The sequence below is a fragment of the Bradyrhizobium sp. SUTN9-2 genome (genome assembly GCF_003122645.1).
Classification (GTDB): domain Bacteria; phylum Pseudomonadota; class Alphaproteobacteria; order Rhizobiales; family Xanthobacteraceae; genus Bradyrhizobium; species Bradyrhizobium yuanmingense.
Map to the genome: position 1 here is coordinate 939,555 of NZ_LAXE01000001.1, position 16,410 is coordinate 955,964.

15 protein-coding genes are annotated in these 16,410 nt (G+C 64.9%); 5 read left to right on the top strand and 10 right to left on the bottom strand.

What is annotated here, in order from left to right; translation table 11 throughout:
- Positions 1 to 37: 37 nt before the first annotated feature.
- The gene (locus XF30_RS04440) at positions 38 to 1,240 is read right to left on the bottom strand and encodes a YbfB/YjiJ family MFS transporter (protein WP_036024151.1); all 1,203 of its coding nucleotides are present in this window, start codon (positions 1,238 to 1,240) and stop codon (positions 38 to 40) included.
- A 232-nt stretch (positions 1,241 to 1,472) separates the two neighbouring features.
- Between XF30_RS04440 and leuB the strand changes: the two genes are divergently transcribed.
- Positions 1,473 to 2,585, top strand: coding sequence for a 3-isopropylmalate dehydrogenase (gene leuB, locus XF30_RS04445; protein ID WP_036002726.1), 1,113 nt, complete (start codon positions 1,473 to 1,475; stop codon positions 2,583 to 2,585).
- 119 nt (positions 2,586 to 2,704) lie between these two features.
- Positions 2,705 to 3,340 carry a DapH/DapD/GlmU-related protein gene (locus tag XF30_RS04450; RefSeq protein ID WP_036002723.1) on the top strand — a complete coding sequence of 212 codons (636 nt, stop codon included), beginning with the start codon at positions 2,705 to 2,707 and terminating at the stop codon, positions 3,338 to 3,340.
- 76 nt (positions 3,341 to 3,416) lie between these two features.
- Here XF30_RS04450 and XF30_RS04455 read toward each other — a convergent pair whose 3' ends face one another.
- Together XF30_RS04455 and XF30_RS04460 are read right to left on the bottom strand one after the other, a co-directional pair.
- On the bottom strand, positions 3,417 to 3,803 hold the full coding sequence (locus tag XF30_RS04455) for a hypothetical protein (protein WP_036002720.1): 387 nt from the start codon (positions 3,801 to 3,803) through the stop codon (positions 3,417 to 3,419).
- Between the two features lie 170 nt (positions 3,804 to 3,973).
- On the bottom strand, positions 3,974 to 4,762 hold the full coding sequence (locus tag XF30_RS04460) for a hypothetical protein (RefSeq protein ID WP_109142026.1): 789 nt from the start codon (positions 4,760 to 4,762) through the stop codon (positions 3,974 to 3,976).
- Between the two features lie 117 nt (positions 4,763 to 4,879).
- Here XF30_RS04460 and XF30_RS04465 point away from each other — a divergent pair, with 117 nt between their 5' ends.
- Positions 4,880 to 5,914, top strand: coding sequence for an aspartate-semialdehyde dehydrogenase (locus XF30_RS04465; RefSeq protein ID WP_036002717.1), 1,035 nt, complete (start codon positions 4,880 to 4,882; stop codon positions 5,912 to 5,914).
- A gap of 5 nt (positions 5,915 to 5,919) precedes the next feature.
- Here the strand turns inward: XF30_RS04465 and XF30_RS04470 are convergent, their stop codons facing one another.
- The 4 genes from XF30_RS04470 to murJ form a co-directional block, all read right to left on the bottom strand.
- Positions 5,920 to 6,489 carry a NifU family protein gene (locus XF30_RS04470; protein WP_036038709.1) on the bottom strand — a complete coding sequence of 190 codons (570 nt, stop codon included), beginning with the start codon at positions 6,487 to 6,489 and terminating at the stop codon, positions 5,920 to 5,922.
- Between the two features lie 318 nt (positions 6,490 to 6,807).
- A complete protein-coding gene (locus tag XF30_RS04475; protein WP_036002710.1) occupies positions 6,808 to 7,302 on the bottom strand; it encodes a universal stress protein in 495 nt (164 codons plus the stop codon).
- Between the two features lie 106 nt (positions 7,303 to 7,408).
- Complete coding sequence (gene trpS, locus XF30_RS04480; RefSeq protein ID WP_036002766.1) at positions 7,409 to 8,461, bottom strand: tryptophan--tRNA ligase; 1,053 nt, start codon at positions 8,459 to 8,461, stop codon at positions 7,409 to 7,411.
- An 81-nt stretch (positions 8,462 to 8,542) separates the two neighbouring features.
- Positions 8,543 to 10,075 carry a murein biosynthesis integral membrane protein MurJ gene (gene murJ, locus XF30_RS04485; protein WP_109142028.1) on the bottom strand — a complete coding sequence of 511 codons (1,533 nt, stop codon included), beginning with the start codon at positions 10,073 to 10,075 and terminating at the stop codon, positions 8,543 to 8,545.
- Between the two features lie 124 nt (positions 10,076 to 10,199).
- Between murJ and XF30_RS04490 the strand changes: the two genes are divergently transcribed.
- Positions 10,200 to 11,201: an adenosine kinase gene (locus XF30_RS04490; protein ID WP_109142029.1), complete on the top strand. Its 1,002-nt coding sequence runs from the start codon at positions 10,200 to 10,202 to the stop codon at positions 11,199 to 11,201.
- A 151-nt stretch (positions 11,202 to 11,352) separates the two neighbouring features.
- Here the strand turns inward: XF30_RS04490 and XF30_RS04495 are convergent, their stop codons facing one another.
- From XF30_RS04495 to XF30_RS04505, 3 genes are all read right to left on the bottom strand, one after another.
- Entirely contained in the window at positions 11,353 to 12,180 is an 828-nt protein-coding gene (locus XF30_RS04495) for an outer membrane protein (RefSeq protein ID WP_244608873.1), read from the bottom strand.
- Between the two features lie 449 nt (positions 12,181 to 12,629).
- The gene (locus XF30_RS04500; RefSeq protein WP_109142030.1) at positions 12,630 to 14,324 is read right to left on the bottom strand and encodes an AMP-binding protein; all 1,695 of its coding nucleotides are present in this window, start codon (positions 14,322 to 14,324) and stop codon (positions 12,630 to 12,632) included.
- Between the two features lie 148 nt (positions 14,325 to 14,472).
- Positions 14,473 to 15,669, bottom strand: coding sequence for a serine hydrolase domain-containing protein (locus XF30_RS04505; RefSeq protein ID WP_109142031.1), 1,197 nt, complete (start codon positions 15,667 to 15,669; stop codon positions 14,473 to 14,475).
- A 347-nt stretch (positions 15,670 to 16,016) separates the two neighbouring features.
- Here XF30_RS04505 and XF30_RS04510 point away from each other — a divergent pair, with 347 nt between their 5' ends.
- On the top strand, positions 16,017 to 16,337 hold the full coding sequence (locus XF30_RS04510; protein ID WP_036002694.1) for a hypothetical protein: 321 nt from the start codon (positions 16,017 to 16,019) through the stop codon (positions 16,335 to 16,337).
- The last annotated feature ends 73 nt before the right edge of the window (positions 16,338 to 16,410 follow it).

Here is a 16,410-nt window from a genome sequence, read left to right on the forward strand (position 1 = left end):
CGAGCGAAGTTGGTGGATTACGCTTCGCTAATCCACCCTACGGCACCGATTGCTTGGCCGGCCCCACCTTCCGCTGGCACAACGCCGCCACCGCGCCCAGCGCCAATAGCGCCGCCGACACATTCAGCGCGTAACTCAGGCTCCCCAGCGCATCGGTGATCGCGCCGACCACGATCGGCCCGAGCGTCTGGCCGACGCCGAACGAGATCGTCATCGCCGCGATCGCGGTCGGCCACACCTCTGGCGGATAGTTGAAGCGGACGAAGGCGGTGGTCGAGCCGACCACGGCGAAAAAGGCGACGCCGAACACGATCGCGGAGACCGCGAGCCAGGCCGGCGAATGCCCGAGCATCGGCAGCGCTGCGCCAGCTGCGTTGGTGCCGAGGATGATGGCGGTGGCGAGCCCGCCGCGGTCGAGCGCCAGCACGCCGCGCCAGGCCCAGGGCGTCACGAACGCAGATAGACCGATCAACCCCCAGAACGCCGCCTGCGCCGCGGCCCCGCCGCCGCCGTCGCGCACATAGGCGATCATGAAGGTCATGTAGGCGATGTAGCCGGCGCCGAACAGAAAATAGCCGGCCAGATAAATCAGCACCGGCAGGATCGCGAACGAGGCATGACCGCCTTCAGAGAAGCGCGCGCCGCTCTCGATCCGGATCAGGAACAGCGGGATCGTCATCGCGACCGACAGCAGCGTCAGCGCCCACCACACGATCCACCACGAGCCCGGCCCGAAATATTGCAGCGTGAACGGGGCGATCAGCCCCGAGGACAGAATGCCGATGCCGGGTCCGGCATAGAACAGGCTGAGCAGAAAGTTGGCCCGTTCGGGCCGCGACTGGGCGATGGTGGCGGCGAGCGCGCCGCCGGCGACGAAGCCGGCCGCCGCGCCCAGGCCCAGCACCAGGCGCGCCAGGCTCAGCGCGACGAAATCCCCCGTCAGAGCGCAGGTGGCGAGCGCTGCGACGCAGGCAATTGTTCCGCCGCGGATCGCGGCGGCCCAGCCGACGCGCCGGATCAGGCGGGACGCCACCAGCGCGCCCACGAGATAGCCGACGGCGTTGATCGTGTTCATGAAACCGGCCGCCGAGTAGGACCAGCCGAGGTCCTCCCGCATGTCCGGCAGCACCAGCGCATAGGCAAAGCGGCCGATGCCGAGCCCCACGGTGGCTGCCAGCGACAGGGTCAGGATCAGCCGCGCGGGGTGTGCGTCGGGCAGGGGGCGATCAGGTGCGTGCAAGGGGTACTCCGGTTTGTCCAGTGTGGCAGGCCCCGCCGGCCTTGCACAGCCGCAGCGCGGCAATGGTGTCTTGCCAAGCGCGCAACGCCGCTCTAGCACTCCGGCGCCGTCATTCCGGGGCGCGCGAAGCGCGAGCCCGGAATCCATAACCCCGGCTGGTGGCTATGGATTCCGGGCCCGCGCTAAGAGGCGCGTCCCGGAATGACGAGAGAGGATCGAAAAGGACACGACCATGGCGACCCACAAACTGCTGCTGCTTCCCGGCGACGGTATCGGCCCCGAGGTGATGGGCGAGGTGAAGCGGCTGATCGACTGGCTCAATTCGGCCGGGATCGCCAAGTTCGAGACCGACACCGGCCTCGTCGGCGGCTCCGCCTATGACGCGCACAAGGTGTCGATCTCCGAAGGCGACATGGCCAAGGCCAAGGACGCCGACGCCGTGATCTTCGGCGCGGTCGGCGGTCCGAAGTGGGATGCCGTGCCTTACGAGGTGCGCCCGGAAGCCGGCCTCTTGCGCCTGCGCAAGGATCTCGCGCTGTTCGCCAACCTCCGTCCCGCCGTGTGCTATCCGGCGCTGGCGGATGCTTCCAGCCTGAAGCGCGAGGCGGTCGAGGGCCTCGACATCGTCATCGTGCGTGAGCTCACCGGCGGCGTCTATTTCGGCGAGCCCAAGACCATCACCGATCTCGGCAACGGCCAGAAGCGCGCCATCGATACCCAGGTCTACGATACCTATGAGATCGAGCGCATCGGCCGCGTCGCCTTCGAGCTTGCCCGGAAGCGCAAGAACAAGGTGACGTCGATGGAGAAGCGCAACGTCATGAAATCGGGCGTGCTCTGGAACGAGGTCATGACTCAGGTCCACAAGCGCGAATACCCCGATGTCACGCTCGAGCATCAGCTCGCCGATTCCGGCGGCATGATGCTGGTGAAATGGCCGAAGCAGTTCGACGTCATCGTCACGGACAACCTGTTCGGCGACATGCTCTCCGACATCGCGGCGATGCTCACCGGCTCGCTCGGCATGCTGCCCTCGGCCTCGCTCGGCGAGGTCGACGTCAAGACCAAGAAGCGCAAGGCGCTGTACGAGCCCGTGCACGGCTCGGCCCCCGATATCGCCGGCAAGGGCCTCGCCAATCCCATCGCGATGATCTCGTCCTTCGGCATGGCGTTGCGCTATTCTTTCGACATGGGCGATCTCGCCGACAAGGTCGACCAGGCCATCGCTGCCGTGCTGGCCAGCGGCCTGCGCACCGCCGACATCAAGTCGGAAGGCACCACGGCCGCTTCCACCACGCAGATGGGCGAAGCCATCCTGAAGGAATTGCAGAAGCTGCACGCGTAAGGCGGGAAGAATCGTAGCCTGGATGGAGCGAAGCGAAATCCGGGTTCTCACCCCGTGGACAGACCTTCCCGGATTGCGCTTCGCTCCATCCGGGCTACGGCCTCATTGGAAACCGCCTCATGGATACACCCCGCCCCAAGATCGCGGAAACCGTCATCCATGAGACGGTGCGCCTGCGCGAGGCGCAGGTCGGGCGGCGTTGCGAGGTGCTTGCGGGCACGCGCATCGAATATGCTTCGCTCGGCGACTACTCCTATCTCGGCGAGAATTGCGACGTCGCCGACGCCGTGATCGGCAAGTTCACGGCGATCGCCAACTCGGTGCGGATCGGTGCGCCAAACCACCCGATGGGCCGTCCCTCGCAGCACCGCTTCACCTACGTCCCCGAATATTACGAGGCGGGCGCGACGCGCGACCGCGACTTCTTCGCAGGTAGGCGCGGCGACCGGGTGATCGTCGGCAACGACGTCTGGATCGGCCACGCCGCCATCCTGCTGCCGGGCGTGAGCGTCGGCGATGGCGCAGTGATCGCCGCAGGCGCCGTCGTTAGCCGCGATGTCGAGCCGTACACCATCGTCGGTGGCGTTCCCGCCCGTCCCATCCGCAAGCGCTTTGACGATACCGTTTCCGCAAGCCTGCGCCGCATCGCCTGGTGGGATTGGCCGGATGCGCTGATCTTCGAACGCCTCAGTGATTTCCGCTCCGAGGCCATCGAAGAATTTTGCCGGCGCTACGATCCGGCAGCCAATGCGTAAGACGGACGCATCTCGCGAAAAACAAAAATGGCCGGGCGTGAGCACCGGCCATTTTGATTCGGTCGTGACGCCCGCCTCAGTACAGCGGGAAGTTCTGCGGATAGCCGCCGACATCCTGCGGCGGGGAGAGCGGCTGGCGGTCGATCGGCCGGTTGAGGTTCTCGCGGGCGAAGGACGGATAGCCCACGGCCGGGGGGAAGGCGTAGTCGGTGAACTTGCGGTCGCCCGGATTGACCTCGGTGCCGCCATCGAGCCAGGAGCGCTTGCTCACATAGAGGCGGGTGCGGCCCTGTTGATAGACCGTGTTGGGGCCGCTCGGGCCGTAATAGGGCCGGCCGCGGTCGTCATAGCGCTGCTTGGTCCTGGTGTCGGCGGAAGCCGCGGTCGCGAACGCAACGGCCATTGCGGCGCCCGCCGCAAGCAATGTCGCCAGTTTGTTCGCGGCAGAAAATTTCAAGCTCATCACGTCCCCTTCAGGCGGCAGGCCGCCAGTCGATTTCACCCCATACTAGCCCGGCCGGGGCGGACGCAACTAGGTCAATTGGGTCACACCAGCTCGGAATAATCGTGCGCGCCGGCAAAAGTTGCATGCAAACCAGCTACTTGAGCTTGATGCAGAATCCTTGATGCAAGTCAAAGCGCTCCGCGCAATTGCGCGTTCGCTGCGCCCAGCAGCCAGTCCGGCGAGCCCTGAGGGTCACAGCCGCGGCGCCTGAGCTCGGCATGGGCGAACAATTCCGCCAGCCTCGGCTCGTTGCCCGAGGCCAGCAGCGTCAGCCGGTTCAGCGTGCAGGCGATCGCCGCGCGGCGGGCGGGCAAGCTGTCGCCCTGGCAGGAGAAGCCGGAGATCTGCAAGGCGGGCTCCTCGTAGCGCTTGAGATAGCCGAGGCAGGCCCGCGTCCCCTCTGTCGCGCCGACCGGCCGGAACAGGGCGACGGGGCCGAATTTGCTGTCAATCAGGCCGGCCTGCTCGAGCGGGGCATCTGCACCCAAACCCATCCGGGCGGCCAAGCCCGCGGCCGCCGGCCGTGTCACGTCGAATTCGGCGCCTTGCCGGTAGATTTCGAGTTCGGCCACCGGCTTGTCCGCCATATCGGTCCAGCGCAGCACGTCCCTGCGGCCGCCCTCGGGATGCCTAAAGATGACGTAAGAGGCTGTTTTTTCTGATGAATCGATCCGGCTGACGGCGAAGGCCAGATGCGAGCGGTCGGCGATGCTCCAGCCCGGTCTGTCCGCCGGACCATCGCCACGCAGGTCAGGCAGCTGTCCCAGGCCTGCGAGGGCGAGGATGGCAAACAGGGCGAGCGCCCCCACATAGGCGACCAGATGCGCCAGCGTGCCGACGACCTCGTCGGCCAAGGCCAAGAGCGTCAGCTGGATCTGGGTAGGGCTAACGGCCGTGCTGGCCTCAGGCGACTGCATCCACGTCCCTAAGGCATGGTCTTAACGTTGTCTTGAGTCCGGTTCTCGCATAGAAGCGCTGCTCTTCCTGTTTAAGCGTCAGCTTCGGGAACGGGCTTTTTCATCGGAGAGTGAACGATGGGTTACAAAGTCGCAGTCGTCGGCGCGACCGGCAATGTCGGTCGGGAAATGCTCAACATCCTGGATGAGCGCAAATTCCCCGCGGACGAGGTCGTGGCCCTGGCGTCGCGCCGCAGCGTCGGTGTCGAAGTCTCCTATGGCGACCGCACCCTGAAGGTCAAAGCGCTCGAGCATTACGACTTCTCCGACGTCGACATCTGCCTGATGTCGGCGGGTGGGTCGGTGTCGAAGGAATGGTCGCCGAAGATCGGCGCCGCCGGCGCTGTGGTGATCGACAATTCCTCCGCTTGGCGCATGGATCCGGACGTGCCGCTGATCGTGCCCGAGGTGAATGCGGCCGCGACCGAAGGCTTCAAGAAGAAGAACATCATCGCCAACCCGAACTGCTCGACCGCCCAGCTCGTGGTGGCGCTCAAGCCGCTGCACGAGAAGGCGACGATCAAGCGCGTCGTGGTCTCGACCTATCAGTCGGTGTCGGGCGCCGGCAAGGACGCAATGGACGAATTGTTCTCGCAGACCAAGGCCGTCTACACCAACGACGAGCTGGTCGCGAAGAAATTCCCCAAGCGCATCGCCTTCAACGTCATCCCCCACATCGACGTCTTCATGGAGGACGGCTACACCAAGGAAGAGTGGAAGATGATGGCGGAGACCAAGAAGATCCTGGATCCCAAGATCAAGCTGTCCGCCACCTGCGTGCGCGTGCCTGTGTTCGTCGGCCATTCCGAGGCCGTCAACATCGAGTTCGAGAATCCGATCACCGCCGATGAAGCGCGCAACATCCTGCGCGTGGCGCCCGGCTGTCTCGTCATCGACAAGCAGGAGCCCGGCGGCTACGCCACGCCCTATGAAGCGGCCGGCGAGGACGCGACTTACATCAGCCGCATCCGTGAGGACGCGACCGTGGAGAACGGTCTCGTGCTCTGGTGCGTGTCGGACAATCTGCGTAAAGGCGCCGCCCTCAACGCGATTCAGATCGCGGAAGTCTTGATCAACCGCAAGCTGATCACCGCCAAGCAGAAGGCGGCGTAAGGGGCTTACATCGGCCGGACTTCGACCACGTCAGGCACGAAGTGCTTGAGCAGGTTCTGGATGCCGTGCTGGAGCGTCGCCGTCGATGACGGGCAGCCGGAGCAGGCGCCCTTCATGTTGAGATAGACGATACCGTCCTTGAAGCCGCGGAAGGTGATGTCGCCGCCGTCATTGGCGACGGCCGGCCGCACCCGGGTCTCGATCAGGTCCTTGATCATGTCGACGGTCTCGGCGTCGGCCTCGTCGAAGAACTCGTCCTCGTCGTCGAGATCGGCCTCGCTTGTGGCCGTGCCGTCGGCCAGCAGCGGCGCGCCCGACATGTAGTGCTCCATGATGGCACCCAGGATCGCCGGCTTGAGCTGCTGCCACTCACCGCTCGCCTTCGTCACGGTGATGAAGTCCGATCCGTAGAACACGCCGGTGACGCCGGGCACCTCGAACAGCTTTTCGGCGAGCGGCGAACGCGCCGCCGATTCGCGGCTCGAAAATTCCATCGGGCTGCCGTCGACCACGACGCGGCCGGGAATGAACTTCAGCGTGGCGGGATTGGGGGTGGCTTCGGTTTGAATGAACATGGTTTTCTCCAGACGTCGCCGGTTCAAGGCCGGCGCGTGCTCTATCCCCTAGCAGATGGCGACGGCTAACGCACGGTCAAGGGGAGGCGGGATATTAGCTCATGAAAATCAGTGGGTTGGCCTTGCCCTCCCCTGGAGGGGTCCGGGACGAGCGTAGCTCGCCCGTGGTCGATCGCGCACAGCGCGAGCGGGGTGGGGTGATCTCTCCACTCGGGCAGTGTCGGATGTGGAGAGACCGTCACCCCACCCCGTCTCATGCCTCGCTTCGCTCAACATGAGCCGACCCTCTCCTCCAGGGGAGGATAAGATGCATCGTCGCTAGGACAGCGAATCCACGCTCTCATCGCTCAGGGCACCCGAGATGATCGTCACCGGCACCGGGAATGTGCCGAGCGCATGCGCGAGCAGCGAGACCAGAGGCCCGGGCCCTTCCGCGCCAGGATTGGCGGCGAGCACCAGCATGGCGATATCAGGATCCTCGTCGATCACTGCGAGCAGCTGTTCCATCGCGCTGCCTTCGCGAATGACGCGCTCCGGCGTGATGGCGGCGATGCCGTTGGCGCGCCCGGCGGCGCGGTCGAGCGCGGCTTCGGCGGCTTCCTGTGCCTCGGCGCGCATGATGTCGGCGACCCCCAGCCATTCCTGGCTCTGCTGCTCAGGCTCGATGATGCGCAGCATCACCACGCCGCCGCCGGCGCGAATCGCCCAGCGGCTGGCGTAATAGACGGCGCGATCCCATTCGGCGCTGTCGTCGACGATGACGAGGCATTTGGGCTTGTGACCCGGCTCGTAGCAAAGTCGCTTGCTGGTCATGCATGTCCCGGATTGTGCACGGGGAGCATGCTGCCACACTCCCGCGATGTTTGGGAGGGGCGAAGCGGCCGGCGCCGTGGCGCCAGCCGGTATCGCGAAGCGCGCCCTAGCGCCGGCGAATGAAGCCGACGATGTCCTTGGAGAGCTTCATGGTCTCGTCGGCGATCGCGCGCGCCCGGTCGGATCCGTCGTTCAGGATCGCCTCGATGTGGCCAGGGTCGGCGACGAGGCGCTTCATCTCACCGGCGATCGGCGCGAGCTTGGTCACGCACAGCTCCGCCAGCGCGTTCTTGAAGCTGGAGAACTGGCCGCCGCCGAACTCGCGCAGCACGTCCGCCTTGGAGCGGCCGGACAGCGCGGCGAAGATGCCGACGAGATTGTCGGCCTCGGGCCGCGCTTCCAGGCCCTTCTCTTCCGTCGGCAGCGGCTCCGGATCGGTCTTCGCCTTGCGGATCTTCTGCGCGATGGTGTCGGCATCGTCGGTGAGGTTGATGCGCGAATTGTCGGAGGCGTCCGACTTCGACATCTTCTTGGTGCCGTCGCGCAGGCTCATCACGCGTGTCGCCGGACCCGTAATCAAGGGTTCCGGCAGCGGGAAGAACAGCCCGTCATTGACGCCCTGCGCGCGGATCGAGTCGCCGAAGTCGTTGTTGAACTTCTGCGCGATGTCGCGCGAGAGTTCGAGATGCTGCTTCTGGTCCTCACCCACGGGAACGTGGGTGGCGCGGTAGAGCAGAATGTCGGCCGCCATCAGCACGGGATAGTCGAACAGGCCCACCGAGGCGTTCTCGCGGTCCTTGCCGGCCTTCTCCTTGAACTGGGTCATGCGTCCCAGCCAGCCCATGCGCGCGACGCAGTTGAAAATCCAGGCGAGCTCGGCATGGCCCGAGACCTGGCTCTGGTTGAACACGATGTGCTTCTTCGGATCGATGCCGGCCGCGATGAACGCGGCGGTCACCTCGCGGGTGTTGCGCGCGAGCTCGACCGGCCCGCCCCAGACGTCCACCCCTTGCGTGATCGCGTGCATGTCGACGACGCAATAGATGCAATTGTGGGTTTCCTGCATCTTCACGAAGTTGACGATGGCGCCGAGGTAATTGCCGAGGTGCAGATTGCCCGTCGGCTGGACGCCCGAAAAGACCCGTTCAACGAATGGCATGGTCAGCCTTCCCATAGGTATTCGGCCGTCGTTTCCAACAGCGGCGCTGCCCCGTCAAGGGTCTTTCGCGGAGGCCGTGGTCTAGCTGGGCCGTTTCAATGCGTTAACCGCCTCGCGCCAGGAGGCGGCACCGAGGATCTGCAGCAACAGGCCGTAGACGGCGATCCCGGCTGCGATCTGCACACCCAGCACAATGAAGTGGATGAGCCCATGGGCGCCGGCCGGCACCAGACCCGCGGTCAGCCAGAGCAGGGCGCCCATGGCAATCGCGGCCAGCACGATCCGCGGCAATCGCGTGCGGGCCGCCGCGTCGATCGAGAAGCCGAACTCGCCCGCGCCCTTGCGGAGCAGCGCGAGCGCGCTGCTCCAGGCGCCAGCCGCGATGCTTGCCGCGATTCCGCTTGCGCCAAAGACATGACCGAGCAGAACCGCGAGCACGACCGTCACCACGAAGCCCTTGGCGGTCGCGAGCAGCGGCGTCATCGTGTCGCTGCGGGCATAGAACGCCGGCGACAGCGCCTTGATCAGCACATGCGCCGGCAGGCCCAGCGCCAGCCACATCAGGGCACGCGCGGTGGCCGCGCTGTCCGCCGCACCGAACGCGCCATGCTCGAACAGCAGCCCCACGATCGGCTCGGCGAGCACGATCAGGCCGACCGTGGCCGGCAGTGCCAGCCCGGCGGAAAGCTCCAGCGCGCGGGATTCGGCATGCGCCACCGCCTCGCGATCGGAGCTCGCGACGGCGCGCGTCAGCTCCGGCACCAGCACGGTGCCCATGGCGACGCCGACGATGCCGAGCGGCAGCTCGATCAAGCGGTTGGCGAAATAAAGCCAGGACACCGCGGACGGCGTTGCGGACGCGATGATCGCACCCGCCACCATCAGCCATTGCGGCCCCGAGCTTGCGATCATGCCGGGGATCGCCTTGGCGAAGAAGCCGCGCATCTCCTTGTCGAAACTCGCGCGCAGCGGTGTCGCAAGGCGCGCGCTTCGCTGCGACAGCAGCATCAAGAGTTGCAGCAAGCCGGCGAGGCCGACGGTCGCTGCCAGGATCCAGGCGGCGAAGCCGGCGTCTGCATGCCAGACCAGCAGCATCGCGATCGCGGCGATCAGCGCAATGTTGAACAGCAGTGGCGAGAACGCCGTCAGCGCGAAGCGTCCCTGCGCATTGAGCAGCCCCATCAGCACGGTGACGGGACCGGCGAAGGCGAGGTAAGGCAGCATCAGCCGCGCGTTCTGAACCGCGAGATCGAGCGTGCCACTGCCGAGGAATCCCGGCGCGATCACCGTCATGATCAGCGGCATCAACAATGCGAGCAGGAGTGAGATCCCGATCAGGGCCGTGCTGACCGTGCCGATCACGCGCCCGGCGAACGCCGCGGCTTCCGCCACCCCGTCGCGGTCCCTCACCCCCAGCCAGGCTGGGATCAGCGCCGCGTTCAGCGCGCCCTCGCTGAGCAGCCGCCGCACCACGTTGACGAGCTGGAACGCCGCCAGAAACGCATCCGCCACGGCGCCGGTGCCGAGCAGCGCCGCAATCAGGGAATCGCGGGCGAAACCCAGCAGGCGCGAGGCCAGCGTTCCCGTCGAGACGGTCAGGAAGGAGCGGATCATGCTCTCGAAAATACCGTTGCTTGCCCGCCAAGGCCCGGTCGTGATAGGCCGCGAGCTTGGATTTCAGGCCGACAGGAAGCGGATTTCCGGTTAGATCGCAATCCGGCAAACAGGATCAAGGTGAATGGCTGACGTGAAATATGACGTTCTCGGCATCGGCAACGCGCTGTTCGACGTGCTGGTTAGGACCGACGAGGCCTTTCTGGCCAAGCATGGCATGGCGAAGGGCAGCATGTCGCTGATCGACGAGGCGCGCGCGGCCGCCATCTACAAGGACATGGGTCCGGCGACCGAGGTCTCGGGCGGTTCGGCCGCCAACACCATCGTCGGTATCGGCAGCCTGGGGGCGCGCGCCGCCTATGTCGGCAAGGTCAAGGACGACCAGATCGGCAAGCTCTACGTGCACGACATTCGCGCCGCCGGCGTCGCCTTCAACACGCCGGCCGCCAAGGACGGCCCCGCCACCGGCTGCTCCTACATCCTGGTCACCGGCGACGGCGAGCGCACCATGAACACCTATCTCGGCGCGGCGCAGGACCTGTCGCCCGCCGACATCGATCCGGCCGAGATTGCCGGCGCAGGCATCGTCTACCTCGAAGGCTATCTCTGGGACCCCAAGAACGCAAAGGAGGCCTTCGTCAAGGCGGCCAAGATCGCCCATGACGCCAAGCGCAAGGTGGCGCTGACGCTGTCGGATTCCTTCTGCGTTGATCGTTATCGCGACGAGTTTCTCTCGCTGATGCGAGGCGGCACCGTCGACATCGTGTTCGCCAACGAGTCTGAGCTGCACTCGCTCTACATGACCTCGGACTTCGACACCGCGCTGAAGCAGCTGCGCAACGACGTCAATCTCGGTGTCGTCACCCGCAGCGAGAAGGGCTGCATGGTGGTCTCGTCCGAGGATGCCGTCGCAGCGCCGGCCTTCCCGGTCGAGAAGGTGGTCGACACCACCGGCGCCGGCGACCTGTTCGCCGCCGGCTTCCTCTACGGCCTCGCGCGCAACTTCGGCTACAAGCAGTGCGGCGAGCTCGGCGCGCTCGCCGCCGCCGAAGTCATCCAGCACATCGGCGCGCGGCCTCAGGTATCGTTGAAGGAGCTGGCCGAGCAGCGCGGGCTGACGGCGTAAGAAATTATCTCTGCCTCCACGATGCGGTCGGCATAGCGACCGCACTTTGCCGGCGTGCCGCGTAGAACGAGGCGCTCTCTCTGGCTCCTGATCAAAAAAAAACGGCTCCGAGCCGAATGGCCGGAGCCGGGATCTTGGGCTTCTTCGCTTCTCAGTACTTGGCCATCATCGGCCCGCCGAACTTGTAGTTCAGGCCGGCCCGCACGGTATGGAAGGTGAGGTCCTGCGAGATGCGTTCGACGTAGTTGGAGCCGGGCGGAGCAAAAGTGCTGCCGGGCACGTAGGTCGATGTGTAATCCACGCCGCCGAGATCGGTGTAGAGATATTCGAGCTTAACCGTCCAATTCGGCACGAAGGCGTGCTCAACGCCGGCGCCGACCGTCCAGCCGACCTTCGTCTCGGACACCGAACCCGTCTTGGTATAACCATTGGACGAGGTGAGATCCCAGCTTCCCTTGACGCTGCCGACGGCCAGACCGCCGGTGACGTACAGCAGGGTCTTGTCGACCGCATAGCCGGCGCGGCCGCGAACGGTCACGAGCCAATCGTTGCGGATGCTTTCGTCGAATGTGCGGATCACCGGCGGATTCGCTCCGGTGAAAACGGTGCGCGCACCGATATCTGTTGCGTTGGCGTCGGCTTCTACACCCAGAACCCAAGCACCGGTCTGCCAGTTCGCGCCGATCTGAAGACCGCCGATAGCGCCGGCCGGATCGAGGCGGCGATTGCTCAGCGCCACAAACTCGTTCCTGAACGCTACGCCTTCCACGGCCCAGCTGCTGGTGGGATCGAGCACGGTGCCGAGATCCGACTGCCCCCAAGCGTAACCCGCATTCACGCCCACGTAAAAACCGGTCCAGTTATAGACGGCTACGGCGGTCGCTGGTGCCTTGAAGGGTCGGGCCGCGAGATCTGCAGCGCTTGCCGAGCCGACGGTTGCAAATCCAATTCCTGCAACCAGGATGGTCCTCCAAGCCAATTACATGGCATTCCCCCTAGATCAACAATCGATCAAGTCAGGACACGACCGTAACATTGTACTGCCGCCGATGGCTGTGCCGGGCCTGCCACAGGTGATCGACATTGAACGCGCGTGGGAGACGCCACAAGCAGAATGAATGGCGCACCTGTCCAAATAGCTGGAACTAAGGGTGCCGCGCAGCATCCGGCGGCGTAACGCTCGTCATCCCCGTCATTGCGAGCGCAGCGAAGCAGTCCAGAATCTCTGCGGGGAGACAGCTGGATTGCTTCGCTGCGCTCGCAATGACGATGTAGGCAGGCGCGGGCCTCAATCAAAGCTGTCATCGCCCGGCGAAGACCGGGCGATCCAGTACTCCGAGCGGCTGTGATGGATCGAGAAGCCGCGGCGTACTGGATTCGCCTGCGGGGGGAATGACGGTCGTTGTATATGGAGAGCGTTCAACACTTTCACGCCGTCTTCGCCGCCTTCAATCCGAGCCGCTGCTCGACTGCCTCGCGCATCAGGAATTTCTGGATCTTTCCGGTCACGGTCATCGGAAATTCGTCGACGAACTCGACGTAGCGCGGGATCTTGTTGTGGGCGATCTGGCCCTCGCAGAAGGCACGTACTTCCTCAGCCGTCAGTTGCTCGCCCGCTCTGACACGAATCCAGGCGCAGAGCTCCTCGCCGTAGCGGGTATCGGCGACGCCGAAGATCTGCACGTCCTGGATCTTGGGATGACGATACAGAAACTCCTCGATCTCGCGCGGATAGAGGTTTTCGCCGCCGCGGATCACCATGTCCTTGATGCGGCCGACGATGTTGCAATAGCCTTCGTCGTCGACGGTGGCGAGATCGCCGGTATGCATCCAGCCGCTGGCGTCGAGCACGTCGGCTGTCTTTTCCTTCTCCTCCCAATAGCCCAGCATGATGCTGTAGCCGCGGGTGCACAGCTCGCCGCGTTCGCCGCGCTTGACGATCCTGCCCTCGAGATCGACGATCTTGACCTCGACATGCGGATGGATACGTCCGACCGTGGAGACACGTCGCTCCAGCGGATCGTCCACCGCGCTCTGGAAGCTGACGGGGCTGGTTTCGGTCATGCCATAGGCGATGGTGACCTCCCGCATGTTCATCTCGGTGTTGACGCGCTTCATCACCTCGATAGGGCAGGGCGCGCCGGCCATGATGCCGGTCCGCAGCGATGTCAGGTCGAAGCCGGCGAATTCGGGGTGATCAAGTTCGGCGATGAACATCGTCGGCACGCCGTAGAGCGCCGTGCATTTCTCCTGCTCGATGGTGCGCAGTGTCGCGAGCGGGTCAAAACCCTCGCCGGGATAGACCATTGCGGCGCCGAGCGTCACGGAGGCAAGGTTGCCCATCACCATGCCGAAGCAATGATAGAGCGGCACCGGAATGCAGATGCGGTCCTGCTCGGTGAGGCGCATCGCGCGGCCGACGAAATAGCCGTTGTTGAGGATGTTGTGGTGGGTCAGCGTCACGCCCTTCGGTGATCCGGTCGTGCCGCTGGTGAACTGGATGTTGACGGGATCGTCGAACTGCAGCTCGGCGCCGAGCGCGGCCAATTGCTGACGGTGCCGGTCGCCACCCATCTGCGCGACCTCGTCGAAGGCAATTGTGCCCGGTGCGGCCGGGCCGCCGATCTGGATGACATTGCGGAGGGCCGGCAGCCGTGCCGCTTGCAGCTGTCCGGGCCTGGCGGATGACAGCTCCGGCAATAGCGTGTTGAGCATCTCCATGTAGTTGCTGGTCTTGAACGCCGTCGCGGTGACGATCGCCGCGCAGCCGACCTTGCGAAGGGCAAATTCCAGCTCGCTCAGGCGATAGGCAGGATTGATCGTCACCAGGATCAGGCCGGCCTTGGCGGCGGCGAACTGGGTCAGCGTCCATTCCGGTCGGTTCAGCGACCAGATGCCGATCCGCTGGCCCCGCTCGAGTCCGAGCGCGAGAAAGCCGGCGGCGAGCGCATCGACCCGTTCGGCGAATTCCGACCAGGTCCATCGCACCCCGTGGCTGGGCGAGACCAGCGCTTCGCGATTGCACCAGCGCTGCGCGGCCTGGTCGAGACTCCGGCCGATCGTGTGGCCGAGCAGCGGCGCGTCCGAGATGCCGCAAACGTAGCTGTCCGCTTTGTCCGCCAAGTCGAAATCCTTTCGTGAGTGATGATCGGCACACTCTACCCGTCGTCATGCCCGGGCTTGTCCCGGGCATCCACGTTCTTTGTGCCGCGTGGCAAGTCGTGGATGGCCGGGACAAGCCCGGCCATGACGTCAGGTGAGAGGTTGCGAGTCACGCCGCCTTCTGCCCGCTTCCGGCAGCATCGAGCCCGGCATAAACGCCGCGCTCAAAGCCCGCGAACGCCTCCAGGCATTTCGCATCCGCGAACGGCAGCAGCTGCATCAGGATGACGCCGGTGACGTCGCGCGCCGGATCGATCCAGTAATAGGTGTTGGCAAGGCCTGCCCAGGCGAGGCTGCCGGCGCTGCGGCCCTCGGCGGTCTTGGCGGTGTTGATCATGAAGCTGAGGCCCCACTTCTTCACCTGCTCAGGATAGAGATCGACGTCGTTGGTGTACATCGGCGCCGCCGTCGTCATCTTGCCCATAGCGAGATCGCCGATGTGGTTCTGCCCCATCGTCGCGACCGTGTCGGCCTTCAGCACCTGGTTGCCGTTGCCGCGGCCCTTGTTGAGGATCATCTGGGTGAACTTGATGTAGTCGGCCGCCGTCGAATAGAGCCCGCCGCCGCCCATGTGGAATTCCGGCTCCTGCTCCAGCTCGAACGGGATCGCTGCCAGCTGGCCGTCCTCGCCGCGCGCATGCATGCCCACCAGCCGCTTGCGCATGTCGTCGCTGATCTTGAAAGCGGTGTCCCGCATGCCGAGCGGCGCGAACAGATTGTCGCGCAGGTACGCGTCGAGCCGCTTGCCGCTGGCCGCTTCCACCGCCTTGCCGACGAAATCGATGTTGGTGCCGTATTCCCAGCGCGTGCCGGGATCGGACATGATCGGGGTCTTCAGCGCCGCGTTCTGGCAGGTGGTGATGGCTGGAATGCCGTTCTTGTCCAGATAGACCGCGAGATCGCCGTTCCACATGTTGTAGCAGAAGCCGGCGGTGTGGGTCATGAGCTGGCGCAGCGTGATCGGCCCCTTGGCCGGGCGCAGCTTCGCCTCGCCATTGGCGTCAAAACCTTCGAGCACCTGCGGATTGGCGAGCTCCGGCAAGACATCGCCGATCGGCGCATCCAGCGACAGCCTGCCCTGCTCGACCAGCTGCATGGCGCCCGCTGTGGTCACCGCCTTCGTCATCGATGCGATCCAGAACACGCTGTCGGCGGTCATCGGATCGGGCTTGGACAGATCGCGCTTGCCGAACGCGCCCTGATACAGCACGTCTTGTCCGCTGGCGGCGATGGCGACGACGCCTGGGATCTCCTTGGTCTCGCTCTTCTGACGCAGAATCTCATCGATCTGGGCTTGGCTTTGCATGGCGTTTCCTCGGGTTTGATTATTTTGTTGGAAGCGATCGATTGTCTTCCCGGATCTCCGGCGCGGCAAGCGCCATCTATGGACCTGCACCGGTCGCGATGTCGTGACTTGACGGTCTTGATCCAACGCAGGACGACAACGAGGCTGAGCGTGTACGCTCTTTTACAATCTGCGGTGGATCGACGTGTCTCGCCTCACCTCGGATGGGTTTCTCGCGATATGCTTCGTGGTTCTGAACCCCTGAAACATTTCGTGAGCTGCCGCGTTCAGCACCCGGCCCGATCGACGAGCCGTTAAGACTTGATGCAAATGTGCCGGCCGTGGATGGGCGGCGAGGGGGACCTCAGATGATTTCGACCTGGAGCGAATGGAAGCGCTATCCCCGTCCGGGACGTGGCGAGAACCTGGAGGCGCCGATTTCGCCGGGAATCTACGAGGTCCGCGTCGCCGGTACCGGCGCCCTTTATTCCTTCGGGGCGGTGGACAATCTGGCGCAGGCGCTGGCGCTGCTGCCGGTCGGCTCGAAGTCATGGTTCGGTCGCCGCGACACCTCGTCAGTCCCCGATTTAGAGTACCGGACCTGCGCGACGTCCACGAAAGCGGATGCCAAGGCTGCCGCGGAGCGCATGATCGGCCGCCGCGAGACCTATATGAGCGGCGCGGCCTAGGGCCGCTGCCAGTTTAGCTGCCATCTGACGTGCGTTTGCAGGGCGGTGCATTGCGCACCGTCTTTCCCTATAT

What these genes read in the sequence shown, in the direction of transcription:
- leuB (WP_036002726.1), top strand. Translation starts at nt 1,473, where the DNA reads ATGGCGACCCACAAACTGCTGCTGCTTCCCGGCGACGGTATCGGCCCC.
- XF30_RS04450 (WP_036002723.1), top strand. Translation starts at nt 2,705, where the DNA reads ATGGATACACCCCGCCCCAAGATCGCGGAAACCGTCATCCATGAGACG.
- XF30_RS04455 (WP_036002720.1), bottom strand. Translation starts at nt 3,803, where the DNA reads ATGAGCTTGAAATTTTCTGCCGCGAACAAACTGGCGACATTGCTTGCG.
- XF30_RS04460 (WP_109142026.1), bottom strand. Translation starts at nt 4,762, where the DNA reads ATGCAGTCGCCTGAGGCCAGCACGGCCGTTAGCCCTACCCAGATCCAG.
- XF30_RS04465 (WP_036002717.1), top strand. Translation starts at nt 4,880, where the DNA reads ATGGGTTACAAAGTCGCAGTCGTCGGCGCGACCGGCAATGTCGGTCGG.
- XF30_RS04470 (WP_036038709.1), bottom strand. Translation starts at nt 6,489, where the DNA reads ATGTTCATTCAAACCGAAGCCACCCCCAATCCCGCCACGCTGAAGTTC.
- XF30_RS04475 (WP_036002710.1), bottom strand. Translation starts at nt 7,302, where the DNA reads ATGACCAGCAAGCGACTTTGCTACGAGCCGGGTCACAAGCCCAAATGC.
- trpS (WP_036002766.1), bottom strand. Translation starts at nt 8,461, where the DNA reads ATGCCATTCGTTGAACGGGTCTTTTCGGGCGTCCAGCCGACGGGCAAT.
- murJ (WP_109142028.1), bottom strand. Translation starts at nt 10,075, where the DNA reads ATGATCCGCTCCTTCCTGACCGTCTCGACGGGAACGCTGGCCTCGCGC.
- XF30_RS04490 (WP_109142029.1), top strand. Translation starts at nt 10,200, where the DNA reads ATGGCTGACGTGAAATATGACGTTCTCGGCATCGGCAACGCGCTGTTC.
- XF30_RS04505 (WP_109142031.1), bottom strand. Translation starts at nt 15,669, where the DNA reads ATGCAAAGCCAAGCCCAGATCGATGAGATTCTGCGTCAGAAGAGCGAG.
- XF30_RS04510 (WP_036002694.1), top strand. Translation starts at nt 16,017, where the DNA reads ATGATTTCGACCTGGAGCGAATGGAAGCGCTATCCCCGTCCGGGACGT.